We start from the raw sequence: 24,125 nt of genomic DNA, 5'->3' as shown, positions 1-24,125 counted from the left end.
AGATATCCCACGAAGAATTCCACAACTGAAAATAAACCCCACAGATATTTATATTCATTTGTTGAGAAAAGAAAGAACCAACCAGTAAGTGCGATACCTGAAGTACCTAACCCCATGCCTGCGCCCCTGATGACACGGGATAGGATGATGAGCAGCGGTCGTTTAATTGTCATACATCACCAAAAAATATTTCCCCGATAACTTAGCGATAATCATCCCATTCATCATATATATAGCGCAGAGCAATTTTATATATAAAATAACCAATACAGACTCCTGCTAATGAGAGCACCCCAAAGAAAATCCTGTTCTCATTATGCGAAAAAAAGAAGTACCAGATTGAGGATGCAGTACCTAAAGAACCCATCGTCATCCCTATGGCGCTTATAAACCTTGAAATAACAATTAGTATTATTTTTTTAATCCTCATAAGCCACCAAAGAAATATTTACATATTTGATTAAATTCCTCATGATTCACATTACTTATCTCGCATGCCTTTTCGAATGGATTAACAATATCTTCAACGAGAAAGTAAAGTAGATCTAAATCCCCCATATCCCTTAGCTTATAGTACATTGAGGGATTCCTTCCCTCTAAATATCTGGATGTGTAAATTGCTCGGGATACTTCGGCTCCAATGGCGAGTAATAATCCTGCCATAGATCCGGAAAAAAATGCCTCTACTGCTCGAGAGGATATCGCCTTGCCCAAATTAAATCCCGTTAGTTGTGCAAAAACGACCTTCCCCGTAGCTGTTCCGGCCATGTTTTTAACAACAGAAATTTTTTCCATATTAACGCGTGATGTAAAATCATCCACAAACACACTGATAACTTTTTCAATTATTTCTCTGTTGAAAGTCGTTGCTTTAACTAACCGGGCCATCCTGAACTTATCATCACTGTTCATCCTTCTGTGTTCAGTATCCAGAAAATCATACCCCAGATAATAAGCACTGACAGGAAACGAGATAAAGCCTTTCGCCACTGCGCCCCAAAAACCGGATCCATCAATATGGATGGCCTCCAGCATATCTCTGGCAATCTCTTTCGCACTATCCATGTGTGATCTCCCGCTCATGATCGCAACCGATGCGCTCAAACTCCAGCACGATCCCGTCCACCTCATCCCAGCCCAGTGTAAGGTGCTGCGGCTTCTGCCCCGCCGCCATATGGGTTAACAGCTGCTGGCTCAGGACAGGAAGGATTTGCTGGTTCAGCAGGCTGTCGATATTGCGCGCCCCGGTGTCCGGCAGCAGGCAGGCGTCCGTCAGTGCGTCATACAGGCTCTCATCAATATGCGTGCTCAGGCCGTAATGACGATGCAGGCGTTTACTGACCTGCGCCAGCTTCATTTCCACGATGGTGCGCATCGCTGCCTGTGCCAGCGGCCGGTAAATCACCGTCTGGAAGCGCGCCAGCAGCGCGGGCTGGAAGTGGTCACGTAAAACCGGACGCAGCAGTTCGTGCAGGTCGCCATCGGTGGCGTCCGGCTGTTCATCCAGCATCTGCATGATAAGGTCGCTGCCGAGGTTGGAGGTCATCAGAATCACGGTGTTACGGAAGTCAATTTCCCGCCCCTCACCGTCGCGCATGAATCCGCGGTCGAAGACCTGATAGAACAGGTTCATCACGTCCCGGTGCGCCTTTTCCACTTCATCCAGCAGCACCACGCTGTACGGGCGCTTGCGCACGGCTTCGGTCAGGATGCCACCCTGGCCGTAGCCAACGTAGCCCGGCGGGGAACCCTTGAGCTGAGAGACGGTGTGCGGCTCCTGGTACTCGGAGAGGTTGATAGTGATGAGGGATTTTTCCCCGCCAAACAGTTCGTCCGCCAGCGCCAGGGCAGTTTCGGTCTTGCCGGTGCCGCTCGGCCCGGTCAGCAGGAACACGCCCTGCGGACCGTTCTCCGGCGCAAGGCCGGTTTTTGAGGCGCGCAGACGCTGCGCGATGGCGTTCAGCGCCGCGTCCTGGCCGACCACGCGTTTACCGAGGCTCTCTTCCAGGCTCAGCAGTTCAGTCTGTTCGTCCTTCATTAATGAGGAGAGCGGTACCCCGGTCCAGTCGGCGATAACGGTGGCGACGGTACGCGCGTCCACGTCCAGCCCCAGCAGCGGGTTATTTTGCTGCACGGTGGCAAGCTGGCTCTGCAGGTCAGTGATTTCCGCCTGGCGGGAGATATCGCTGCGACAGGCCAGCAGGGCTTCCGTCAGTTTCAGTTCCTGGTCGTACTGTGCCTCCAGGTCATCAAGTTGCAGAATGATGCGGACTTCGTCCTGTTCGATGGTCGCCAGACGCCCGCCGTGGGCGGTGTTACCTGTCGCGATATCCTGCAGCAGCGCCTGTTTTTCCATATCCAGTGCCGTGAGCCGGGTCTTCAGGCGGGTCAGCGCTTCCGGCACGGTGTCGAGACTCATGCGGATACGGGCGGAGGCGGTATCGAGTAAATCAACCGCCTTGTCCGGCAACTGGCGGCCGGTCAGGTAGCGACGCGACAGCGTGACCGCCGCCTTCACCGCCTCATCCGTAATGTGCACGCCGTGGTGTTCCGCATAGCGGGATTTCAGACCGCGCAGCATCAGGCAGGCCGTGTCGTCGTCCGGCTCGTCCACCTTCACCATCTGAAAGCGACGCTCCAGCGCGGCGTCACGCTCAAAGTACTGCTTGTATTCACTCCAGGTGGTGGCAGCGATGGTTCTGAGTTCGCCTCTTGCCAGCGCCGGTTTAAGCAGGTTGGCCGCATCCGCGCCCCCCGCCTGGTTGCCCGCGCCGATAATGGTGTGTGCCTCATCAATGAACAGCAGCACCGGCAACGGTGACTGTTGCACGGCTTCGATGATGTTTTTCAGGCGCTGCTCGAACTCCCCCTTCACGCCCGCACCGGCCTGAAGCAGGCCAAGGTCAAGGGTGCGCAGGATGACCGGTTTGAGGGATTCGGGTACGTTGCCTTTGGCAATACGCAGCGCCAGGCCTTCAACCAGTGCGGTTTTGCCCACGCCAGGTTCACCGACCAGGATGGGGTTGTTTTTACGACGACGGGAGAGAATATCCACCATCTGGCGGATTTCATTGTCACGGCCAAAGACCGGGTCGATTTTCCCCTCCCGGGCACGGGCGGTGACGTCGAGTGTGAATTTATCCAGGGCGTTCTGCAGCGCCGGGTTCAGTTCGCCTTCTTTCAGTTCTGCACCGACGGGACGGCCGACAAACGCCACCTCTCCGCCCTGCGACAGTTCTGCCTCCTGCTGCACTTCCGGACGCTCGTCCGACTGCGCATCCAGCAGCGGGCGCAGACGTTCAAGCTGGCTCTGCGCCAGGGTCAGCAGTGGCCAGAGACCATCGCAGCGCACCCGCGACGGTTTCTCCGCCAGGACCATCAGCAGGTGAATACTGCGTATCTGCTCTTCGCCCGCCAGCGACGCCCGCAGCCAGGCGTCCTGCATCAGTGACTGTACGGCCTCCGAGAGCTGCGGACGGCTGCGCACCGAACGGGGAAGCGCGTCCAGAAAGCCCAGCAGGTCCTGCCAAATCGCATCCATATCCCATTCGTAGCGCCGCGCCAGCACCGTCAGGTCACCTTCCCCCTGCTCCAGCAGTTTCAGCAGCCAGTGTTCAGGCAGGATTTCCGCATGGGCGCGGGTCTGGCAGAGCGATGCTGCGCCTTCCATGGCACGGGCACAGTAAGGGTTAAGACGGCGTAACAGGCTGGCTGGATTTTCCATGAGACTCTCTCTTTATCAGTTCCGGGCACGCTACCGCCCCTCGCTGTTTCCCGTGAAGGGGACCAAAGCGCATACGGTCGGGCTGGCAGTTTGTGGGTTTCTTTGCTCAACGCCCGCGCAGGCAGACGTTCAGCAAAGACGAAAAGCGGACAGAGAAACTCTGCCCGCACGGGACTTACGCGGTGGTACGTTCGTTCCAGGAATCGGAATGAATGATGTTGCCGTCCTTGTAGGTCCAGGTGATTTTTTCGTAGCGCAACTCAATCATTTCCAGGTGATTGTGCTTCTCGAACGCCGGGTCCTTGATGTCGTGCATCAGCGGATTGACCTTAACCAGCTTCACGTTCTCGAGCTTCGTGTTGAAGTACTCCACTTCCTGGCCCGCGTCGTTGATTTTGTACCACTTGAATTCCGCAGACTTCAGGGTCTGGCCGGTGGTCACCGCCTTGTACAGGTACGGGCTGGAAGAGTCGATTTCCTTGGTGAAAAGGAACGGCGTGTGAATACGCGTGCCGGTCAGCTTGCCGGTGTTGTTGTCGGTCGGGATGTACAGGTTGTGCTCCTGTGCCACCACCTCGATGCTGCCCTCGCGGTCCTTCACGTCCACGGAACCTTTGATGTCCGCGCCGCCGTCGTCCTTCAGCCACAGATAAACTGGTATTGCCATGTTAATTACTCCATTTCATTTTTTGAGACGTCATCATCCTGCGATGGCGCCAGTGTGTTGCCCGGTGCCTGGCAGGCGTTCGCCTGCGGCACCAGACTGATTTCGACGCGGCGATTAAGCGCCCGGCCATCCGCCGTGTCGTTGGTGGCGACAGGACGGCTCTCGCCGTAGCCCTGCACCGCAAAACAGCTCTCCGGCACATCGCCGGTGTCACGCATCCAGTCGCGCACGGACTCAGCACGTTTCAGGGAAAGCACCTGATTGGACTGTTCTTCCCCCGTGCTGTCGGTATGGCCCGCGACCACAATCAGCCAGCCGGGCTTCGCCTTAATGCCCACCAGTGAGTTCACCAGCAGCTTCGTCGAGCCGGGTTTCAGCTGCCATTTCCCGGTATCGAACAGCGACATGCTGTTGAGGCGGACAGTCTGCGGCCCCTGTACGATTTTCTTAATGACCGGACGAGGTGGCGCCGGTGGCGTCCAGCTATTGATGGCAGCTTCCACCGGCGGGATCAGACGCATGCCCTGGTACAGGCCAAGTCCGTAACGCAGTGGCTGGCCCCGGCGAAGCCAGTCGTCAAGCAGACGGCTGTCCGCCTGCAGACGCTGCTGCGCCTGTTGCTTCGGCTCAGGTGGCGTGCCGCTGAGACGGTGGTACACCACAAGGTGGTCGCCCACGCTGCGCACCAGCCGCTGGTTGTTGATAAAGGAAGCCAGCATCGCCAGCGCGAGGAAGGCAAAGCTGATACCGCCAGCCAGCCGCATATCCTGCATCCGGCGGCTGATGCCATGGCGGCGTGGCAGGTGCGGCAGCAATACCTCCGGTAGCGGCAGTAAATCCGCTGCAAAGACAGGTTGCGGGCAAAGCGTGGTGATACCGGCTATCTGCTGCTGCCAGAGGTTATCCGCAATGGCGGCGACCGGTATCAGACATATACCCGTCGCGCAAAGATTCAGCTGCGGAAGCTCACCCTGCCGGACGCTGAGTGGACGCGTGAGATGGTGTGCCGTCAGCGCCAGTATGCTCTCCAGCCACAGCGTGTCATGTAAGCGCGAAGCGCGGCTGCCGCTCTCCCGCTGCCAGTCCGTCACCGGCAGGGCGACATGACCGTTCTGCCGCACCCGCACACCTGGCAACCCCGGTGTGACGGTAAACCACTGCGCCTCTCCTTCATGGTGAAGTGCAGGCGGCGATACCCAGACCACACTCCATACCGGCGGCACACCGTTCAGCAAGCTCCGGCACTGCGCAATGCTGCGTCGCCAGCCGCGGAGCGTCTGTGCCAGCGCCTCTTCCGAGGTCTGCTGTTCCGGTATCAGCGCCAGCAACACCGAGACCTGCGACACCAGCGCCGGACGGACGGCGGCAAGATGCTGCGCCAGCAACAGCAGTTGTTCTGCGTTTTGCGCGTGCAGATACCAGCCCTGACGGGTTTCACGATAAGCGGTATCAGGGGAAAACAGGGCGGCCGTGTCGCCGCAGACCAGCACCACCGCACCCTGAAAATCTTCCGGCGGCAGGCTGTGCTCCGTTACCGGTATGCTGACAAACTGGCGACGCCGCCACCGGTGCCAGAGCGCCGCACTGCAGACCAGCAGAATACAGACGCTGAGCACAGAACGGCTGACGGTGGAAAGCGGCCAGAATCCCAGCACCAGCCACAGTGCAAGAACAGCAGCGAGTAGGGTCAGCACCGTACGGGAGAGTTCACGCATCCGTTATCCCTGCCCCGCAATCTGTGACACCTGCTGCGCCAGCGAGGACGAAAACATCAGCCACAACGCCGCCAGCACCACCACGCCCGCCGCCCAGCCCAGCCAGTACAGCCGGCGCCCTGAACGTAAGCGCGAGGCGCGAACCACCACGGGTGTCTCCTGGGTCAGCGCAAACGGCGGTACGCGCTCACTCAGCGCCTTCACCACATCCTCCCGCCGCTCATCATCCTGCGTGCGGTATTGACCGGTGAAGCCCAGTTGCAGGGCGCGGTACAGACAGGTCAGCACCGCCATATCCGGCGCAGGCTCGCGCAGGGCCGTGCGGATACGCTCCCACAGCTCTTCCCCGGCATTCAGGGTGCGGAAAAACCGCGCCTGCAGCGGGTCCTTGCGCCACTGGCGGTAGCCGTCGTCCTGTTTGTCCCGGTTCAGCACACTCTCATCCAGCAGGGCGCAGTACGCATACAGCATATGGTCGCAGGACGCGGTGCTGAACCCGGCTTCGGTCAGTGATTCACGCGCGTCGTTCACCCACCGGCAGGCCTGGCGGTATAGCGCTTCACCGTCCTTTATCTCCTGGCCGCTGCGCAACTGGCTGACCATCAGCCAGCCCGGATAAAAGGTTTTGTTTATCAGGTTAATGTCGGCATCGTTCATGAGCGCAGCACCGCAAACAGTTCAAGTTTCACCTCACCGAGCGAGCCCGGCGTATAGAAAGTGCAGTTGCCGGCGTCCAGCATGGCGCGCGCCGCGTCAGTGGACAAATCCAGCGCAAAATACTGGTTCTCCAGACGCAGCGGAATGGCCGCCGGGACATGGCTTAACGGCTTAATCACCATCCCGCTCAGGGCGATATTCACTACCTCAGACACGTTGTCATGGCTGCCCGCCTTGCACAGTTGTGGGAAGCGCGTCTGGAGTTCGTGGTTCTGCATGGCGGAGCGCACAGACAGATAGAAGTCCGCCCCTTCACGCAGCCGTGCGTCGTGCAGTTTCCCGCGCCAGATTTCCCGGTCTTCGCCCTGTATCAGTTCAATGGTGATCACGCGCGACGGCAGGCTGGCTTCCAGCAGTTTATCGAGCAGGGTAAACAACGGCGGGAACACCGTTTCCGGGGCGTCATGCCGGTACGGGGGAATGGCTTCCACATCATGTTCAAGCGAAAAGGTCAGCAGGCTACCGGCAAGGCGGGCCAGCTCGCGGTACAGCAGTTCCGGATGGCGCGACGGCGTCTGGTGCAGCTCCGTCAGTACCGGCTCCATGCTGTTCAGGGCGTTCAGCAGCCAGAACAGCGACACGTCCGCCACTGCGAAGTCCGCCATCCGTTCGTTGCTTTCACGACGCATCGCCATCAGGCGCTTACGCCGGGCCGCAAGGCGGTGCAGCAGGTCACTCAGTTCGCTGAGCAGTAACGGGCTGGCGGATAAAGAGAGCAGCGGCGGTATAAAACTCCCCTCCTGTATCCACTGCCCCTGCGCATTACGCGCCAGTCTCGCCACCGGACAGGTCAGCCAGGCGCTGTTCTCCTGGGTGGACAGACGCAGCGTCAGCGTATGGCGCAGTACCGCCAGCTCGCTGCGCTCATGTCCGGCCAGCTCCTGCACCGTCACCCGCTCAGACTGCCAGCGGCGCGGACGCGCACTGTCGTGCCCGTCATCCAGATTGCCGCCGTTCGCGCTGAGCAGTGGCAGACACAGCAGCACTTCCACGCTGTCCTGCGCCACCGAAGAGACATCACACACCGGTGGCAGGTTGTCGGCCAGCACCGTGTCAACCAGCGTCCCGTCAGCGAAACGGACAACCAGTTTCGTCGCGTTCAGGCGTGAGAGCGCAAGCGCGCCCTCGTCGAACTCCGCGCACAGCACACCCCACGGGTGCGCCAGCGCCATCCGGGCCACGGTGTCGGCCACATGTGCATCCCAGCGGGCCTGCTGCTGGAACTGTTGCGGGGCCAGAAAAGCCCCGTCTTCCCATAACGGACGATAGATTTTCATCCCTGCGACCGCCTTACGCTTTGGCTTTCGGCATCTGGCTAACCAGCGACAGATTCACGTCCATCCCTTCCACCTGGAAGTGCGGCACCGCATACAGCCTGACGCGGAAGAAGCCCGGGTTGTCCTCGATGTCTTCCACCACCACCTTCGCATCACGCAGCGGATGTGATGCCTGAAGTTCGTCGCCCGGATCGGTCATTTCGGTCACCAGCGTGCGCACCCAGGTGTTAAGTTCCAGTTCCAGCAAGCGGCGATCCTTGGTGGTACCAATGTTTTCACGCTGGATGAGCTTCAGGTAATGCGCGATACGCGACAGCAGGAAGATGTACGGCAGACGGGCGTTGATGCGGCTGTTGGCTGTCGCATCCGCCGTGTCGTACAGGGCCGGTTTCTGGGCGGAGTTCGCCGAGAAGAAACAGGCGTAATCGCGGTTTTTGTAATACGAGAGCGGGATAAAGCCGAGGTTCGCGAACTCGAACTCACGGGTTTCCGGGATCATCACCTCAGACGGAATTTTCACCTGGTTGCCAGTACCAAGATCGTACAGGTGGATAGGCAGATCTTTCACCGCCCCGCCCGCCTGCGGACCACGGATCTGCACGCACCAGCCGTTGTTGATGAAGCTCTTCACCATGTTGGACGCGAAGGCAAACGACGCGCTGGTCCACAGGTATTTCTCGTGATCCGGGCCTTTCACCTGCTCGACATAGTTGAAGCTGCGCACCGGCACGGTGTCCGGGCCATACGGCAGGCGGCCGAGCACGCGCGGCATCACCAGGCCGATATAGCGGGCGTCGTCGGTATCGCGGAAGGATTTCCACTTGATGTATTCGGCGCGGTCGAAATAGTTGCCGATATCTTTAATTGCCGCAACCTCTTCCATGGAGTCTTTCAGGAAGAATTTCGGCCCCACGGCACCGATAAACGGCATATGTGCAGCGGCGGAGACTTTAGAAATATTGCGCAGCAGCGCCACGTCCTGCGGGCTGGCATCGAACTCGTAGGACGAAATCACCGAGCCAATCGGCTCACCGCCAGGGGTATCATACTCGGCAGTGTAGGTGTGCCAGTAGAGGCCACTCTGAACCAGCTCCGGTGCATCTTCAAAGTCCTGGCGCAGATCGTCCTTGGAGACATCCAGAATCTCGGTTTTCACGTTCTGGCGATAGTCGGTGTTATCCACCAGTTGCTTCAGGCCACGCCACAGGGATTCCACCTTCTGGAACTCCGGATGGTGCATCACCGCATCCAGCTGGCGGCTGATCTGGAAATCCAGTTCGGCGATATGGTGGTCAATCAGGGTCTTGTCGAGTTTTTCCACGGGCTGGCCGGATTTACGGATGCAGTCCATAAACACCTGCATCGCCGCCGTCAGGCGCTCGCCCGCCGTGGCGTCCGCCATCGCGGCATCATCCAGAAACGCATTAATATCCCCCAGGCTGGATGCCGGGGTCAGGTTGATTTTGTCAAACAGGGAGGCGTAGACGCTCTCTTTTTCCAGTACGGTGGTCTGCCCCTGTGCGGAGCCATTTTCAGTATTAACAGACATCAGCATTCTCTCGTTTAATCCATTAAAAGACGCACCCGGGTTTTATTTCGGGGCCAGGGCACTCATTTCGTCGCGCAACTCCTGAGACAGCGCCGGATCTCTGAGAATTTTCTCAAGCTCTTTTCTGAAAGTAGCGTTATCAAGGAGATTGGATTTGAGGTCGCGTAATAAATTACGCATGGCCAGCATGGCGCGGAGTTGAGGGATCTGGCGGGCGACCTGTTCAGGTTCGAAATCTTTAATATCGGAGAAATTCAATTTCACGCTCTCTTCCGAACCATCATCGGCCATCGTATTCGGAACCGTCAGATTCACTTCCGGGTTAAATTCCGAAAGTACGCTGTTGAAGTTATTTTTATTGACGTTGATTTTCTCTCTTTCAGATAATGGACGGTCTTCTTTTCCATTACTGAAATCACCGACGGTGAGTAGCTTAAGCGGTAATTCAACTTTCTTCTGCGCGCCACCTGTGTGTAATGCAAGCTTTAAATTAATGCGTGCCTTGGGCACCTCGTTCTGGAACGTATCGGCCATAGTGATCCCTTTCCTTTTAAGGAATGATTGTTAAGTGAACGACATTTCTTTACAAAAGCATGTTAGTACAAAATGCTACTCATGATCAACAATTTAGATCAAGAGTCCATTATTGGACTATTCTTAAGAATTTTAGACCAAATATGAGTAATGAGCGAGACGACACCCTAACTAACAACAAAAAGCGATAACTATTTTTGACATAAATAAAAATTAAATACCTATCGCTAATGAAAATAGTAACTTAAGACCTGAATGCATTCATCTTATTGATATATTAATACGTGAAAGCAGGGATATCAGCCTGAAAAATTAATGTACTGGGCTATTGCCTTCTTTTGTTGGTGGGTTACCTGCACTATTTTTCCTCAAACCAACAACCAGCGTCAGTTCATTTATATCTATATTCATTAGATTACTGCCTTTGTGTTCCATCAATATCGACATCGAAAAAGCTAACGCTAGCATGTATTCATCTTCGGTTAGCCCAGCATCTTCAGCGATTTTTTCTATTTTACTGACTATTCCCTCAACAACATGCGTTCTCATTTTCTATACCTTGAATATTTTTTTAATTTATTGGAAGTAAGTTCGTAATCCCTGTAAAGGGTACCGTAACAAAGAGACCAGCCATCTATCAAGCTATTCAACACTAACGACACTGATTTTTAGAATTTATTCATGGGAGTTATTTTTATGTCGTGATAAATTTTCGTCATATATATTATTGTGCAATCATGAAATTGATTCTGTAATCGTACTGAAATGTCACTGAGCCTGCAGGCGTTACCAGAACATACAGGCCATCGTGGTCTGTTATTCTCTCTGGCTTTCAGAGGTTTAAGCCTGGTGTTAGTCGTTCAGACAAACTGTAGCGGGAGGTATTCAGAAGGAGTAACTGGCGCTGTAAGCCGCGCCAGTTCTGGGTTTAGCGATGGTTGCAGGCATTAGCGGGAGGCCAGTACCCGTCAGTGCTTCTCAATATACATCGTCCGGCTATACGCCACGTCTTCCGGGTTATTAATAGGATAACCTTTCACCCAGGGCTTAATCAGGCGACCGTTGGTGTACTGGTAAATTGGCGCGATAGGTGCTTTCTCCATGAGGATTTTCTCCGCCATGTTGTAGTCCGTATTACGCGCTTTTGCCGTGCTTTCCAGCGTCGCCTGGTGGATGATCTTATCGTAAGCCGGGTCGTTGAAACGCGAGATATTGCCGCTGTGGGTGGAAGTCAGCAGGGACAGGAAAGTAGAGGGCTCGTTGTAATCCCCCACCCATGACGCGCGGATTACATCAAAATTGCCGGTATTGCGGCTGTCGATATAGGTTTTCCACTCCTGGTTTTGCAGTTTGACATCCACACCGAGATTTTTCTTCCACATGGACGCCACCGCAATCGCAATTTTCTGGTGGTTTTCCGAGGTGTTGTACAGCAGGGTCAACTTCAGCGGACGCTGAGGACCGTAGCCTGCGGCCTGCAGTAAGGTTTTTGCCTGCGCATTCAGCTCCTGCTGAGACATCTGTTCGAACGGTGAAGGATCAGGCGTGAAGCCCGCCGTCACGTCAGGGGTGAAATGCCAGGCCGGCTTCTCGCCTGTACCTAAAACCTTTTCCGCCATAATACGGCGATCGATGGTCATACTCAGCGCAAGACGGACCCGTGAATCGGCAGTCGGGCCCTTTTGCGTGTTAAACGCATAGTAGTAAGTGCCGAGCTGAGGCGGCGTATAGACCTGTCCCGGGATCTCCTTCAGGAGCTTCTGATACATGTTTTTCGGGAACGATTCGGTAATATCAATATCCCCTGCCAGATAGCGTTTCGTGGCGGACGATTCCTGATTAATCGGAATGAAGGTCACTTTTTGCAGGACGGTTTTCGCATTGTCCCAGTAATGAGTATTCGGCACGACAACCAATTTTTCATTCACCACGCGGTCATTCAGAACGTATGCCCCATTACCGACCAACGCTCCCGGACGCGTCCACTCTTTACCGCTTTCGACGTTCGCTTTTTGCACCGGATAGAAGGCAAAGTTTGCCGTCAGGTTGCTAAACCACGGCAACGGTTTGTCGAGCTGGACGCGTAACGTCCTGGCATCCACAGCCGTCACGCCCAAAGTATCAGGCGTCGCTTTACCGTCAATGATGGCCTGCGCGTTGTTGATACCCGCCAGCGCCGCAAACCAGGCAAACGGAGAGGTCGTTTTCGGGTCAACCAGACGCTGCCAGCTGTAGACAAAATCCTGCGCCGTCACCGGCGTACCGTCAGACCATTTCGCGTTATCGCGCAGGGTGAACGTCCAGATACGGTTATCGTTGCTCTGCCAGCGCGTCGCCACGCCCGGGGTCAGCTCCCCTTTCTCGTTCTGATTCACCAGCCCTTCGAAAAGGTCGCGAATCACCTGAATCTCCGGTAGCCCCACCGCTTTCGCCGGGTCGAGCGAAGCCGGTTCGTCTTTAATATGTCTGACCAGCTCCTGTTTTTGCGCCAGTACCGTGCCCTGTGGCACATCAGCAGCGTACGAGAGTGTAGAGAGTCCGCACAGGCACAGTGCGGCGAAAAGACGCGAAACAGGATGCTTCATAAGATCCCCTTTAATGAATTCAGGTAACAAGCAGATGCGTAATTATTTGTTTCGACAAATAGAATTGCAAATAACTTACTCCTGAATAGTGATTTAAGGCAATTCTCAGCCGTTATGGAAACTATTTGATTAACCGCGGGTTTTGCACAACACTGCCAGTAGAGACTTCTTTATCAGGATTTCGTATGGCAACCACCCGACCACGAGCGGAACGCGGCGCCTTTCCGCCGGGCGCTGAGCAATATGGCCGCTCTTTTTTAGGCGCATCGCTGATCTGGTTCCCGGCACCGGATGCCGATCGCGAAAGCGGTTTGATCATGGCCGGCACGCACGGGGATGAGAACTCGTCCGTCGTCACGCTCTCGTGCGCGCTGCGCACGCTCACCCCTGCACTGCGACGTCATCACGTAATTCTTGCCGTGAATCCGGACGGCTGTCAGCTTGGATTACGGGCTAATGCGAGAGGAGTCGACCTGAACCGTAATTTTCCGGCAGCAAACTGGCGCGCCGGGGAAACGGTATATCGCTGGAACAGCTCCGCCGAGGAGCGGGACGTGGTCCTGCTGACGGGAGACAAACCCGGCTCGGAGCCGGAAACGCAGGCGCTGTGCCAGCTTATCCATAAGATCCACCCTGCATGGGTTGTCTCCTTCCACGATCCGCTGGCCTGTATTGAAGATCCGCGCCATTCCGACCTGGGCGCCTGGCTGGCACAGGCGTTTGCCCTGCCGCTCGTCACCAGCGTGGGCTATGAAACACCCGGTTCATTCGGCAGCTGGTGCGCCGATTTGAGCTTGCCCTGCATCACCGCTGAATTCCCGCCGATCTCCTCCGACGAAGCCAGCGAAAAATACCTAAAAGCCATGATGGAGCTTCTGCGCTGGCAGCCTCAGAGATGAAGCACGCCGCTGGTGAAATCGAGCGCCGGTGAAACGTCAACCGCCAGCCACGTCGGACCATCCAGATCGGCAAAGCGTACCTGATTGACCAGCGGCAACGCCGCGCCGATCGCCCGGGACGTGCAGAGCATACATCCCAGCATCAGTGAAAACCCCTGTGCCTGAGCTTCCGCCGCCAGGGCCAGCGCTTCTGTCAGCCCACCGGTCTTGTCGAGCTTAATGTTGACCATGTCATAGCTGCCCTTAAGCTCGCTCAAATTCGCGCGGGTATGGCAACTTTCATCCGCGCAGACGGGCAGCGGGTGGATAAAATTCTTCAGCGACGCATCGTCCTTCGCCGGCAGAGGCTGCTCCAGCATGGCCACGCCGAGGTCAGCCAGCAGCTGACACCGCGCGGCAAGCCCCTCGGGATGCCACGACTCGTTGGCGTCAACAATCAGCGTGGCTGAGGGAACCGCCGAGCGAATGGCGACCATCCGCTCGCTGATCAGGCGATCGTCGAGCTTCACTTTTAACAGCGTGGCCCCGGCGTCATACAGCGCTTTTGCGCTGGCTGCCATCTGCTCCGGTTCGCCAATCACGACCGTTTGCGCGGTCACGACCGATTGCGGCAGCGCCACGCTCAGCAATGACGTCAGCGATTTTTGCTGCTTAGCGGCCTCAAGGTACCAGAGCGCGCAGTCGATAGCGTTGCGCGCCGCGCCGGCGGGTAAACGCTGCTGTAGCGCCTCGCGCGTCAGCCCTTTTTGCAGGTCTGGTACCAGGGTCATGATCTGCGCCATCACTGATGCAAGACTTTCCCCATAGCGCGGGTAAGGCGTACATTCCCCGACGCCTTTAAAACCCTCTTCTTCGATTTCAACCACGACCACGCTGGCTTCACTTCGACTGCCGCGGGAGATCACAAACGGGGTATGCAATGGCCAGGCTTCTTCGTAGACCTTAACGCTTCTCATCACTGACTCCTTGCGGCCCGGAAAGGCGAAAAATTTGGTTTGCCGTGTTATCCGCTGATGGCATACACTAGCCCCGACGTTAACTATATGTAAACAGGAAGATATCTATGTCACAACTCGTTCATTTCCAGGGCAACCCGGTTGCTGTTGCAGGTTCCATTCCGCAGGCTGGCAGCAAAGCGCAGGCTTTTACTCTGGTGGCTAAAGATCTGTCTGACGTCACACTGGCTCAGTTTGCGGGTAAACGCAAAGTGCTGAACATTTTCCCAAGCATTGATACCGGCGTTTGTGCCGCATCCGTGCGTAAATTCAACCAGCTGGCGACTGAAATGGACAACACCGTTGTGCTGTGCATTTCCGCTGACCTGCCGTTTGCCCAGTCCCGTTTCTGCGGTGCTGAAGGCCTGAGCAACGTCATTACCCTCTCCACCCTGCGCAGCGCGGATTTCCTCGAGAAATACGGCGTCAGCATCGCGGAAGGCCCTCTGAAAGGTCTGGCAGCTCGTGCCGTACTGGTTCTTGATGAAAACGACACTGTCGTCTTCAGCGAACTGGTTAACGAAATCACCACCGAGCCGGACTACGCTGCTGCGCTGGACGTGCTGAAAGCATAATAAGTACTGAGCATTCTATACAATTAATTATCAACCTCGCCACGGCGGGGTTTTTTTATTATCGTTAAGCTGAATCGTTAAAGCACAAATAATCGAAATTCACATTAATCGTGCAACAATAACTCATACATCCAACATTAACGTGATCCTCAACACACTGTTATCGTTAAAATTGCCTGTTTTTTCCTCCAGTGAAGCTCATCACATTTCCCTTTCTGTCTAAACATTAGATTTACTTACGAAAGAAAATAATCGTTTCAGCAAAAAGGATAAAATATGAAAATCAAACTCGCTTTTACGCTCCTTGCGGTACTGATTTCTGGCCATGCAGCGGCTAAAACCTGGGTGCTGACAAGCGCTGAAAGCAGCGTGGAAAAAGGAAACTGGAAGATTTCCAGCAATGAGCTGAACGTTAAAGATCAAACGTTCAGCATTGAGCAAAAAGTCTTACACGGCGGTAAACAGGAAGGCAGTAAAATCATCGTTATTAGCAGTAAAGACGGCCTGACCATTACACTGAGCCCGACGCGCGGGATGAACCTTCTGCACGTTGAAGGGTTTGGCACCAGGCTGGGGTGGAATTCGCCCGTCAAAGAGGTTGTGAACCCGGCTTATATCAATCTGGAAAGCCGAAACGGCCTCGGCTGGCTGGATGGTTTCAACGAGATGATGGTGCGCTGTGGCTATGAGTGGACAGGACACCCGGTCACCGCTGACGGACAGATTTATACCCTTCACGGCAAGGCCGGTAATACCCCTGTATCGCAGGTTGAGGTCGAGGTTGCGGATGCCGCCCCGCATGAAATCCGCGTTCGGGGTTTGATTAAAGAGAGCACGTTTAAAAAAGCGGATCTGCAAACCATGACCGAGCTGCGTTACGTTCCCGGAACCAACCAGTTCAGCCTGCACGACGTGCTGACAAACCATGCAGATTATCCTCATGATTACCAGATCATCTATCACAGCAACTTCGGGACGCCGATCCTCGAAGAAGGCGCACGTTTCCTTGCGCCGGCGGAGAGCGTGAGCCCGTTCAATGACTACGCCAAAGCGGGCGTTAACGACTGGCAAACCTATGCCGGGCCGACAAAAGGCTTTGATGAGATGGTCTTTAACATCAAACCGCTTGCGGACAATAAGCATGAAACGCTCGCGGCAGTGGTCAATAAAGCCGGCGATAAAGGCGCGTCAATCCAGTTTGATACCCGTCAGCTGCCCGTTCTGACCTTATGGAAAAATACCGACACGCTGAAGCAGGGATATGTCACGGGCATTGAGCCGGGTACCAGCTATGCCTATCCCGTCACCATTGAACGCGAGCAGAAGCGCGTTAAGCAGCTGCAGCCTGGCGCCAGCGCGCAGTTTGACCTGACCTATACCCTGCTTCACAGCCCGCAGCAGGTAAAAGACGTCGAAAGCCGGATTGCGTCGATTCAGGGAGAGACAAAAACAGAAATCGTGACCACGCCTCTGGCGAAGGAATAAGCGTTAAGTAAAAAAGCCTCTTTACAGAGGCTTTTTGTTATTCATCACCCTTCTTGTGATTCAAACCGTACTCGCGGAGCTTATTCGCAATCGCGGTGTGCGAGACGCCAAGACGTTTTGCCAGCTTGCGGGTGCTGGGATAGCTGCGATACAGCTGCGTCAGCACCGAACGCTCGAAACGGCTGGTGATGTCGTCCAGTGAACCTTCCATCGCCTCTTCGCCTACCGATACCGTTCCGGCGTCGTAATCAGGCAACAGAATATCCTGCGGACGCAGCTCATAGCCTTCGAGCTGGGTCAGCGCACGATAGACGGCGTTCTTAAGCTGACGAATGTTGCCCGGCCAGCCGTAGCGCATTAGCACCGTTCCGAGATCGGCAGAAAGCTTCGGACGCGGAACCCCCTGCTCGTCGGCAAAGCGGGCCACAAACAGCTCCGTTAACGGCATGATGTCCTGCGGACAATCGCGCAGCGGAGGAATATTCAGCGTCAGGACGTTGAGGCGGTAATAGAGATCCTCGCGGAAGATCCCCTTTTGCACCAGTTCGACCAGGTTTTTCTGGGTGGCGCAAATGACGCGCACGTCCACATGCACTTCGTGATCCTCACCGACGCGGCGGAACGTTCCGTCGTTCAGGAAACGCAGCAGCTTAGCCTGCATACGTGGCGACATTTCGCCGATCTCGTCCAGCAACACCGAGCCACCGTTCGCCTGCTCGAAGAAGCCTTTTTTGCCTTCCGGAGCATGACCAAACAGCTCGCTTTCGACGGCATCTTCCGGGATAGAGGCGCAGTTCAGCGCCAGATACGGTTTTGCCGCACGCGGGCTCGCCAGGTGCACGGCGTGCGCCAGCAGGTCTTTCCCGGTGCCGGTATCGCCGGTAATCAGCAGCGGCGCGGTCAGGCTTGCGAGCTTGCGCGCCTGGTCAACGACATGGCGCATTTTCGGGCTGACGGCAATTATCTGGCTAAAGGCGCCCACATCCTGGCTGGAAATGTTCTGCAGCTGACGGCCCATGCGTAACGTCGACCGCAGCATGATCACCGCCCCGGTCAACACGCGGGTATTCCCTTCCCCTTTCAGATACACCGGCGTGATTTCCATCAGGAAATTCTGCCCGTTAATCACTACATGCTCGCTATGGGTATTCTGCGGATTGCTGTCCAGCCAGCGCTGGAAGTTGAAACCCGGGATCAGCTGCGCGGCGTTGTGGTTGCTGAGCTTATCCTGGCTCTGTGCGAAAAGCTGGCAGCTCGCGTGGTTGACGCGCTCCACTTTACTTTTTAAATCCAGGGAGAGGAACGGCTCCGGCATGGCTTCCAGCAGCGCGCTCAGCGCCAGGTGCTCACGCTCAGACGGCATCCAGGGAATGGTGCGTACATCCGTAACGCCAGCGATACGGCGGATTTCCGCCATCAGGCTACTGAATGTATTAAATTCAATTTCGGCAAAATTGAGGTAAATTCGCCCGACAGGATCGATCTCAATGCCACGTAAATCAATGCTACGCAAAACAAGAAGATCGAGTAATTCGCGGGTCAGACCGAGACGGTCCTCACAGAAGACTTCAAGACGCATGGGAAATTCACCGTTTTAAGCCAATAACAGTAAAATGATATGTCAGAACACGGTGATCCGGAAGATGGCTGTCAAGAAATATTGACAGCCAGCACGATTAGTGAACAAAACCTCACGGGGCAGGTTTTTTATTGAGCGTTTCTTTGAGCTGGCCGATCAGTTCACGCCTGAAATCCCCCAGCCGGGGCTTATCGCCATCGATCCAGGGCAGCGGACGGCAGACTTCCATCGCTTTAATCCCCAGACGTGCGGTCAATAATCCGGCGCCGATACCCTGGGCGGCACGGGCAGAAAGACGCGCCGCAAGATCCTGCGACATCCAGTCCATTCCCACTTCGCGCACCAGTTCACTCGCACCGGCAAACGCGATATTGAGCAGAACCAGTTTAAACAGTCTGAGTCGGCTGTAGTAACCCAGCTCTATGCCGTAAAGGTTAGCGATACGGTTGATCAGGCGCAGGTTACGCCAGGCGATAAAGGCCATATCGACCAGCGCCAGCGGGCTGACGGCGATCATCAGCGTCGATTCCGCCGCAGAACGACCGATCTCGCGTCGCGCCTGAGCATCCAGCACCGGCTGAACCATATGTGAATAGAGCGTCACCACTTCCCGATCGTTCTGGGTTTCATGGATGGCGGCATACCAGCGCTGAAGCGCCGGGTGCGACTGATCGATTCCGGCCTGGCTGGCCAGCTTTTCACAGAACGCACGGCCTTTGCCGGTGCCGTGGCTGTGGAGCAGATCCCGGGCGACGTCACGCTCATGCGCGCGCTGTCGCAGACGCCAGAGCCGACGCCACTCGGTGGCAACCGACCCGACTCCCGCCCCCACAATCAGCGCACCCGCGGCACACCCGCCCAGCGCGACCCAGTCCTGGGTTTGCCAGGCATTCATGGTCCACTGTACGCCCTGCCCAATCACGCTTGCGCCAAACAGCGCCAGACCCGCGGTCACCATTTTACGCCACAGGCTACGTTTCGGACGCAACGCAGCTTCCACGGCCGCCTCCGCGGGACCTTCCTCAACGTCAGGCTCCTCCGTCAGCGCCGGGGCAAAGTTATCAGCCTGCGTGCCGCTGAACGTCTGTGCCGTTTTAAACGCCTCCTGCTGCTCTTGCTCAAGCGTTCCGGTAAAGTCTATGCGTGGTTTTAACGGTTCCGTCATCGCAATTTATCTCCAATCAAAAACTCCAGCGCCGCATCCAGACGGATGTGCGGTAACGGCCGGTCGACGCTCATGACCTGCGGGCGGAAGGCTTCAAACTGGAAGCCCTGGCTCTGCCAGAAGGCCGGGCCCGGCAGCCGCGCGGGCACTTCGCCCGGATATACGGTAAGCGGTGCGCCGTCGCTGAGTCGATTTCCGCGTAATGCGGGTATTTTCTCGCCGTTGAGGTCAATCAGGCCGCTTTGCGTCGCCTGCACGGACGCGAGCCCCAGGCAATCCATGCTGATCCCTTCGAAGGCGGCGTTTTGCCAGGCGTCCTGCACCAGCTGCTGCAGCAGCGACACCATATTGGCATGCTGGTCGACCGTAACGTGATCGGCTTTGGTGGCCGCAAAGAGCAGTTTGTCAATCACCGGTGAGAACAGACGACGGAACAGCGTCCGCTGCCCGTAGTGAAAACTTTGCATCAGCTGCGTCAGCGCGAGGCGCATGTCGTTGAATGCCTGCGGCCCACTGTTAAGCGGCTGCAGGCAATCCACCAGCACAATCTGGCGGTCAAAACGCAGAAAGTGGTTTTTATAGAATCCCTTGACCACTTTCTCACAGTAGTAATTGTAACGCTCGCGCAGCATTCCGGCGTTGGTGTGCCTGTCGGCCTGCGCCAGCTTTGACTCGCCAGCCCCGTCCACATCCGGCCACGGGAAGAACTGAAGCGCCGGCGCACCCGCTAAATCACCCGGAAGAACAAAACGCCCCGGCTGAATGAAGTGCAGACCTTCCTGCTTACATTGATGCAAATACGCCGTCCAGGCTTCGGCAATGGCCGCCAGGCGGTTTTCATCAGCCGGGGCAAGCGGGTCTAAGCCTTCGCACAGCTGCCGCCATTTGGCCGACCACTCGGCGCGCTGCCCCTGCAATAACCCGGTCATCTGCCGGGACCAGCTAAGGTAGTCCTGCGCCAGCATTGGCAGGTCGAGTAGCCATTCGCCGGGGTAATCGACGATTTCAAGGTACAGGGTGGAGGTATCCTTGAAGTGGCGCATCAGGGATTCATTCGAGCGGAAACGCAGCGCAAGGCGAATTTCACTGACCCCTCGCGTCGGCGTCGGCCACGTGGGCGGATCGCCATAAAGCTGCGCCAGCCCTTCGTCATAGGTAAAACGTGGAATGCCAAAATCGCGCTGGGGAACGCGCTTAACGCCCAGCAGACGCTCTTCCCGCACCGCGCCCAGCAGCGGCAGGCGCGCACCGGCGTGCAGGTTCAGTAGCTGGTTCACCATCGCGGTGATAAACGCCGTCTTACCGCTGCGGCTCAGCCCTGTTACCGCCAGACGCAGATGACGGTCAACGCCGCGGTTCATCAGTGAATTGAGTTCGTTTTTAAGTCGCTTCATCGCCGTCCTTCGTTGCCCGGAAGCCTTGAATGCATTGCTTCAGAATACAATAAATGGGGGCAGATCGTTGATTATCAATTCTTATTTATTGCTATTGCCGTTTTCTCTCCAGTAAGATGAACGGCATTGCTGTCAGTCCGGAGTGAGTAAGGTGTATGTCACCCACCATTTATGATATCGCACGGGTTGCGGGCGTATCGAAATCAACCGTTTCCCGCGTTCTGAATAAACAAACCAATATTTCTCCCGAGGCGCGTGAAAAAGTGCTAAAGGCGATTGACGAATTAAATTATCAACCCAACAAACTGGCCCGCGCCCTGACCTCTTCGGGTTTCGACGCCATTATGGTTATTTCGACCCGTTCAACCAAAACCACCGCCGGTAACCCTTTTTTCTCCGATGTCCTTCATGCCATTACGGCAAAAGCGGAACAGGAAGGTTTTGATGTTATTTTGCAAACGTCAAAAAGCAGTGAAGACGATCTGCTAAAATGTGTAAGTAAAATAAAACAGAAGATGATCAAAGGGATCATTATGCTAAGTTCACCGGCAAATGAATCCTTTTTCACCACGCTGGATCCCTATGGCGTACCGGTAGTAGTCATCGGTAAAGTGGAAGGTGATTATCAGAATATATATTCCGTCGATACGGATAATTTTCATGACAGCGCAACGCTGACGGAAACCTTTATTAAAAATGGTCGCCATAAAATTGCCTGTCTGCATGCGCCACTTGATTATCATGTTTCGATTGATCGTCTTGCAGGCTATAAAGCCAGCCTGGAAAAGCATAACATTGCTCTTACCCCGGGCTGGATAATGGATGGAGGATATACCCATGAGAGCGCGCTTGCGGCAGCGCTTGAATTATTATCCTCACCCACTCCGCCTGATGCGGTATTTGCTACCGACAGCATGAAGTTACTCAGCCTCTATCGCGCGGCGGATGAGTTAAATCTGATGATCCCAGAGCAGGTGGTGATAGCCGGATACAGTGACCCGATGCTGTCTCTCATTTTAACGCCAGCGCCGGGCGGCTTTGATATTCCCACCCGTAAGCTGGGAGAAGAGAGTTGCGATCTTCTCTTCCGGCGTATTGCCGGCCATCCCGCCCCGCAAAAAGTGCTTGTTGATACCCATTTTTTGTTGGCGGCCTCACTTCGCTAATACCAGGGGCTTACTGCCCCTGGTGCGCCGTTGGTCAGAACGCGTAGTTTACGCCCACACCCGCATAGTGGAAGCGGTCGCTTTCGCCTTCATCATGGTTTTCCCACTCGTAGGCATATTCCAGCGTCATGGATAAACCATTATTGAAATCATAGGCGTAGAGGAGGCCGAGCCGGTTGAAATCATGTCCTTCACGCTCGGGATCGTCCTGCCAGTCCCAGTTAGACCAGCGGTCAAGCCCCAGGCGGGTATAAGGCGTGAGCGTGGTCTGGCCTAACGAAATGGGCAGATACGCACGAATTTCCTGCGTCGAAAATTCGCCGTTATTACGAGAGCTGTCCATATTAAAACCACGTTCTAAATAGTAATTCACTTTTGCCGAAAAGGTTTCGTTAATGGTCCAGGTGAAGCCCGTTTCGGTTTCGACGCGGCTGTCAGCATAGCCGGTTTTCTCCAGATCGTTGGCGAACTGATACATGGCAAACCAGCCGCCAAAACGCCAGTCGTCGGTTAATTTAATATCCCAGTCAGGCTGAACCTTATAGCGCTGCATATTTGCGCTGCCGTCCTTCGCGCCGTGTTCATCTTTGAAATGATAACCGTAATTACGGAAACCGCCGGTCAGGCCGAGTGTAAAATCTTCGGTGCCGATAAAGCGATAGCGTAATTCAAATTCAGGGCGATCAAAATAGGTGCCGCGGGTCATACTGCTGTAATCAACCGGTCCTTCCTGATACATTGCCAGCGAAAGCGTCCACGCATCCCAGGTTGCATTAAACCACACGGAAGGTTCATATAATCCATCTTTATCGTCGCCCTGACCTTCGACGTTTTCAATTTCATACATTGCACCAATATTAAATTCCCACTGCTTGGCTGTTTCTGATGCTTGTACGTAGCTAACCCCTGCGCACAGAACGAGCGCAGCACTTTTTAGTAGAGTACTCATTAAATATTCCCTTTATAAGTAACAAACAAAAAAACCGGAAATTTTCATTTCCGGCGAACACCTTTCTTATCTAATAGCCGCTTCGGTTTCAGCGTCGAAGAAATGGCACTTATTCATATCGAACTGAATGCCGATATTATCCCCTGCGGCATAGTCATTCGCGGCTCCAGCGCGAACAACCAGCTCATGTCCGCCAACGGCGGCATAGAGCATAAACTCCGCGCCCGTCAATTCGGCTACGCTGACTTTCGCAGCAATGTCGTCATCACGGTTCTGAAGCGTCAAAATATCTTCCGGGCGGATCCCAAAGACCACGGCTTTACGCTGATATCCCGCGTTATTGAGCGCCGCGAGCGTCTCTTCCGGGATCGCCAGGCGCAGCGTTTCCGTCACGAAATAACGATCGTCCAGCGCACCGCGAATAAAGTTCATGGCAGGTGAGCCGATGAAGCCTGCAACAAACATATTCGCCGGTTCGTTATAAACCTGCTTCGGTGCCCCCACCTGCTGAATAATGCCATCCTTCAGAATAACGATGCGGGTGGCCATCGTCATCGCTTCCGTCTGATCGTGGGTCACGTAAATCATCGTGGTATTGAGCTTCTGATGCAGCTTGCTGATTTCAGCCCGCATCTGCACGCGAAGCTTGGCATCAAGGTTGGATAACGGCTCATCCATCAGGAAGACGCCCGCTTCGCGCACGATTGCCCGGCCTAACGCCACGCGCTGACGCTGGCCGCCCGACAACGCACCCGGCTTTCGCTTAAGGTATTCCCGTAAACCGAGGATCTGGGCCGCCCAGTTAACGCGCTCCTCAATCACCGCGGGCGCCATTTTTTGCATTTTCAGGCCAAACGCCATGTTGTCGTAGACAGTCATGTGCGGATAAAGCGCATAGTTCTGGAATACCATGGCAATGTCGCGAGACTTGGCTGGCACGTCGTTCATGCAAACGCCGTCAATGACCAGTTCACCGGCGGAGATCTCTTCCAGCCCCGCAATCATGCGCAGCGTCGTTGATTTGCCGCAGCCTGACGGACCGACGAAAACGATGAACTCTTTGTCCTCAATGTCGAGATTGAAATCCTTAACCACGTGGACCTGGTTATCATATATTTTCTGAATATGTTTCAGTGACAGTTGGGCCATT

The 24,125-nt window shown here is 55.4% G+C and carries 20 protein-coding genes; 4 read left to right on the top strand and 16 right to left on the bottom strand.

Going from position 1 to position 24,125, the window contains the following annotated elements:
* Nucleotides 1-426: 426 nt before the first annotated feature.
* The 10 genes from ABR39_RS19695 to ABR39_RS19650 all read right to left on the bottom strand — a co-directional run bounded on the left by ABR39_RS19695 (nucleotide 427) and on the right by ABR39_RS19650 (nucleotide 12,768).
* Nucleotides 427-1,065, bottom strand: coding sequence for a hypothetical protein (locus ABR39_RS19695; protein WP_047348315.1), 639 nt, complete (start codon nucleotides 1,063-1,065; stop codon nucleotides 427-429).
* Nucleotides 1,058-3,724 carry a type VI secretion system ATPase TssH gene (tssH, locus tag ABR39_RS19690; RefSeq protein WP_047348314.1) on the bottom strand — a complete coding sequence of 889 codons (2,667 nt, stop codon included), beginning with the start codon at nucleotides 3,722-3,724 and terminating at the stop codon, nucleotides 1,058-1,060. Before tssH ends, ABR39_RS19695 begins: the two co-directional genes overlap by 8 nt.
* 175 nt (nucleotides 3,725-3,899) lie before the next feature.
* Nucleotides 3,900-4,391: a type VI secretion system effector Hcp gene (gene hcp, locus ABR39_RS19685; protein ID WP_047348313.1), complete on the bottom strand. Its 492-nt coding sequence runs from the start codon at nucleotides 4,389-4,391 to the stop codon at nucleotides 3,900-3,902.
* 5 nt (nucleotides 4,392-4,396) lie between these two features.
* Complete coding sequence (locus ABR39_RS19680) at nucleotides 4,397-6,106, bottom strand: OmpA family protein (RefSeq protein WP_047348312.1); 1,710 nt, start codon at nucleotides 6,104-6,106, stop codon at nucleotides 4,397-4,399.
* A 3-nt stretch (nucleotides 6,107-6,109) separates the two neighbouring features.
* Entirely contained in the window at nucleotides 6,110-6,763 is a 654-nt protein-coding gene (gene tssL / locus ABR39_RS19675; RefSeq protein ID WP_047348311.1) for a type VI secretion system protein TssL, short form, read from the bottom strand.
* A complete protein-coding gene (gene tssK / locus ABR39_RS19670; RefSeq protein ID WP_047348310.1) occupies nucleotides 6,760-8,100 on the bottom strand; it encodes a type VI secretion system baseplate subunit TssK in 1,341 nt (446 codons plus the stop codon). Before tssK ends, tssL begins: the two co-directional genes overlap by 4 nt.
* A 13-nt stretch (nucleotides 8,101-8,113) precedes the next feature.
* Nucleotides 8,114-9,649 (bottom strand): type VI secretion system contractile sheath large subunit, encoded by a 1,536-nt coding sequence (tssC, locus tag ABR39_RS19665; protein WP_047349050.1) that lies wholly within the window; start codon nucleotides 9,647-9,649, stop codon nucleotides 8,114-8,116.
* Nucleotides 9,650-9,691: 42 nt separating this feature from the next.
* A complete protein-coding gene (gene tssB, locus ABR39_RS19660) occupies nucleotides 9,692-10,183 on the bottom strand; it encodes a type VI secretion system contractile sheath small subunit (RefSeq protein ID WP_047348309.1) in 492 nt (163 codons plus the stop codon).
* A gap of 312 nt (nucleotides 10,184-10,495) precedes the next feature.
* Nucleotides 10,496-10,732: a hypothetical protein gene (locus ABR39_RS19655; RefSeq protein ID WP_047348308.1), complete on the bottom strand. Its 237-nt coding sequence runs from the start codon at nucleotides 10,730-10,732 to the stop codon at nucleotides 10,496-10,498.
* A gap of 419 nt (nucleotides 10,733-11,151) precedes the next feature.
* Nucleotides 11,152-12,768 (bottom strand): peptide ABC transporter substrate-binding protein, encoded by a 1,617-nt coding sequence (locus ABR39_RS19650; protein WP_047348307.1) that lies wholly within the window; start codon nucleotides 12,766-12,768, stop codon nucleotides 11,152-11,154.
* A gap of 185 nt (nucleotides 12,769-12,953) precedes the next feature.
* Between ABR39_RS19650 and mpaA the strand changes: the two genes are divergently transcribed.
* Nucleotides 12,954-13,667 carry a murein tripeptide amidase MpaA gene (gene mpaA / locus ABR39_RS19645; RefSeq protein ID WP_047348306.1) on the top strand — a complete coding sequence of 238 codons (714 nt, stop codon included), beginning with the start codon at nucleotides 12,954-12,956 and terminating at the stop codon, nucleotides 13,665-13,667.
* Here the strand turns inward: mpaA and ycjG are convergent.
* Complete coding sequence (ycjG, locus tag ABR39_RS19640) at nucleotides 13,658-14,623, bottom strand: L-Ala-D/L-Glu epimerase (RefSeq protein ID WP_047348305.1); 966 nt, start codon at nucleotides 14,621-14,623, stop codon at nucleotides 13,658-13,660. The two genes, mpaA and ycjG, sit on opposite strands and share 10 nt — an antisense overlap.
* Before the next feature lie 107 nt (nucleotides 14,624-14,730).
* On the opposite strand from ycjG, the gene tpx reads away from it, so the two are divergent.
* Together tpx and ABR39_RS19630 are read left to right on the top strand one after the other, a co-directional pair.
* Complete coding sequence (tpx, locus tag ABR39_RS19635; RefSeq protein ID WP_047348304.1) at nucleotides 14,731-15,237, top strand: thiol peroxidase; 507 nt, start codon at nucleotides 14,731-14,733, stop codon at nucleotides 15,235-15,237.
* A 276-nt stretch (nucleotides 15,238-15,513) separates the two neighbouring features.
* Nucleotides 15,514-16,722 carry an aldose 1-epimerase family protein gene (locus ABR39_RS19630; protein WP_047348303.1) on the top strand — a complete coding sequence of 403 codons (1,209 nt, stop codon included), beginning with the start codon at nucleotides 15,514-15,516 and terminating at the stop codon, nucleotides 16,720-16,722.
* A gap of 37 nt (nucleotides 16,723-16,759) precedes the next feature.
* On the opposite strand, the gene tyrR is transcribed toward ABR39_RS19630, so the two are convergent.
* From tyrR to ABR39_RS19615, 3 genes are all read right to left on the bottom strand, one after another.
* Nucleotides 16,760-18,301 carry a transcriptional regulator TyrR gene (tyrR, locus tag ABR39_RS19625; RefSeq protein WP_047348302.1) on the bottom strand — a complete coding sequence of 514 codons (1,542 nt, stop codon included), beginning with the start codon at nucleotides 18,299-18,301 and terminating at the stop codon, nucleotides 16,760-16,762.
* A gap of 112 nt (nucleotides 18,302-18,413) precedes the next feature.
* Nucleotides 18,414-19,466 (bottom strand): YcjF family protein, encoded by a 1,053-nt coding sequence (locus ABR39_RS19620; RefSeq protein WP_047348301.1) that lies wholly within the window; start codon nucleotides 19,464-19,466, stop codon nucleotides 18,414-18,416.
* Complete coding sequence (locus ABR39_RS19615; RefSeq protein WP_047348300.1) at nucleotides 19,463-20,860, bottom strand: YcjX family protein; 1,398 nt, start codon at nucleotides 20,858-20,860, stop codon at nucleotides 19,463-19,465. Before ABR39_RS19615 ends, ABR39_RS19620 begins: the two co-directional genes overlap by 4 nt.
* Before the next feature lie 155 nt (nucleotides 20,861-21,015).
* On the opposite strand from ABR39_RS19615, the gene ABR39_RS19610 reads away from it, so the two are divergent.
* A complete protein-coding gene (locus tag ABR39_RS19610) occupies nucleotides 21,016-22,026 on the top strand; it encodes a LacI family DNA-binding transcriptional regulator (RefSeq protein WP_047348299.1) in 1,011 nt (336 codons plus the stop codon).
* A 34-nt stretch (nucleotides 22,027-22,060) separates the two neighbouring features.
* Here ABR39_RS19610 and ABR39_RS19605 read toward each other — a convergent pair whose 3' ends face one another.
* Together ABR39_RS19605 and ABR39_RS19600 are read right to left on the bottom strand one after the other, a co-directional pair.
* On the bottom strand, nucleotides 22,061-22,975 hold the full coding sequence (locus tag ABR39_RS19605) for an OmpG family monomeric porin (RefSeq protein ID WP_047348298.1): 915 nt from the start codon (nucleotides 22,973-22,975) through the stop codon (nucleotides 22,061-22,063).
* Between the two features lie 66 nt (nucleotides 22,976-23,041).
* Entirely contained in the window at nucleotides 23,042-24,124 is a 1,083-nt protein-coding gene (locus ABR39_RS19600) for an ABC transporter ATP-binding protein (protein WP_047348297.1), read from the bottom strand.
* Nucleotide 24,125 lies beyond the last annotated feature (1 nt).

The organism is Enterobacter genomosp. O, assembly GCF_001022965.1.
Classification (GTDB): Bacteria; Pseudomonadota; Gammaproteobacteria; order Enterobacterales; family Enterobacteriaceae; genus Enterobacter; species Enterobacter cloacae_L.
Note: the sequence above shows the minus strand (reverse complement) of the source record. Positions and strands in the feature narration are given on the sequence as shown.

Bases quoted from the DNA above. Each gene is read 5' to 3' on its own strand.
- ABR39_RS19610 (WP_047348299.1), top strand. From the start codon at position 21,016: ATGTCACCCACCATTTATGATATCGCACGGGTTGCGGGCGTATCGAAA.
- tssK (WP_047348310.1), bottom strand. From the start codon at position 8,100: ATGAAAATCTATCGTCCGTTATGGGAAGACGGGGCTTTTCTGGCCCCG.
- ABR39_RS19630 (WP_047348303.1), top strand. From the start codon at position 15,514: ATGAAAATCAAACTCGCTTTTACGCTCCTTGCGGTACTGATTTCTGGC.
- ABR39_RS19620 (WP_047348301.1), bottom strand. From the start codon at position 19,466: ATGACGGAACCGTTAAAACCACGCATAGACTTTACCGGAACGCTTGAG.
- tssB (WP_047348309.1), bottom strand. From the start codon at position 10,183: ATGGCCGATACGTTCCAGAACGAGGTGCCCAAGGCACGCATTAATTTA.
- ycjG (WP_047348305.1), bottom strand. From the start codon at position 14,623: ATGAGAAGCGTTAAGGTCTACGAAGAAGCCTGGCCATTGCATACCCCG.
- tssC (WP_047349050.1), bottom strand. From the start codon at position 9,649: ATGTCTGTTAATACTGAAAATGGCTCCGCACAGGGGCAGACCACCGTA.
- ABR39_RS19600 (WP_047348297.1), bottom strand. From the start codon at position 24,124: ATGGCCCAACTGTCACTGAAACATATTCAGAAAATATATGATAACCAG.
- ABR39_RS19615 (WP_047348300.1), bottom strand. From the start codon at position 20,860: ATGAAGCGACTTAAAAACGAACTCAATTCACTGATGAACCGCGGCGTT.
- ABR39_RS19695 (WP_047348315.1), bottom strand. From the start codon at position 1,065: ATGGATAGTGCGAAAGAGATTGCCAGAGATATGCTGGAGGCCATCCAT.
- ABR39_RS19650 (WP_047348307.1), bottom strand. From the start codon at position 12,768: ATGAAGCATCCTGTTTCGCGTCTTTTCGCCGCACTGTGCCTGTGCGGA.
- ABR39_RS19605 (WP_047348298.1), bottom strand. From the start codon at position 22,975: ATGAGTACTCTACTAAAAAGTGCTGCGCTCGTTCTGTGCGCAGGGGTT.
- tssH (WP_047348314.1), bottom strand. From the start codon at position 3,724: ATGGAAAATCCAGCCAGCCTGTTACGCCGTCTTAACCCTTACTGTGCC.
- tyrR (WP_047348302.1), bottom strand. From the start codon at position 18,301: ATGCGTCTTGAAGTCTTCTGTGAGGACCGTCTCGGTCTGACCCGCGAA.
- mpaA (WP_047348306.1), top strand. From the start codon at position 12,954: ATGGCAACCACCCGACCACGAGCGGAACGCGGCGCCTTTCCGCCGGGC.
- tpx (WP_047348304.1), top strand. From the start codon at position 14,731: ATGTCACAACTCGTTCATTTCCAGGGCAACCCGGTTGCTGTTGCAGGT.
- ABR39_RS19680 (WP_047348312.1), bottom strand. From the start codon at position 6,106: ATGCGTGAACTCTCCCGTACGGTGCTGACCCTACTCGCTGCTGTTCTT.
- hcp (WP_047348313.1), bottom strand. From the start codon at position 4,391: ATGGCAATACCAGTTTATCTGTGGCTGAAGGACGACGGCGGCGCGGAC.
- ABR39_RS19655 (WP_047348308.1), bottom strand. From the start codon at position 10,732: ATGAGAACGCATGTTGTTGAGGGAATAGTCAGTAAAATAGAAAAAATC.
- tssL (WP_047348311.1), bottom strand. From the start codon at position 6,763: ATGAACGATGCCGACATTAACCTGATAAACAAAACCTTTTATCCGGGC.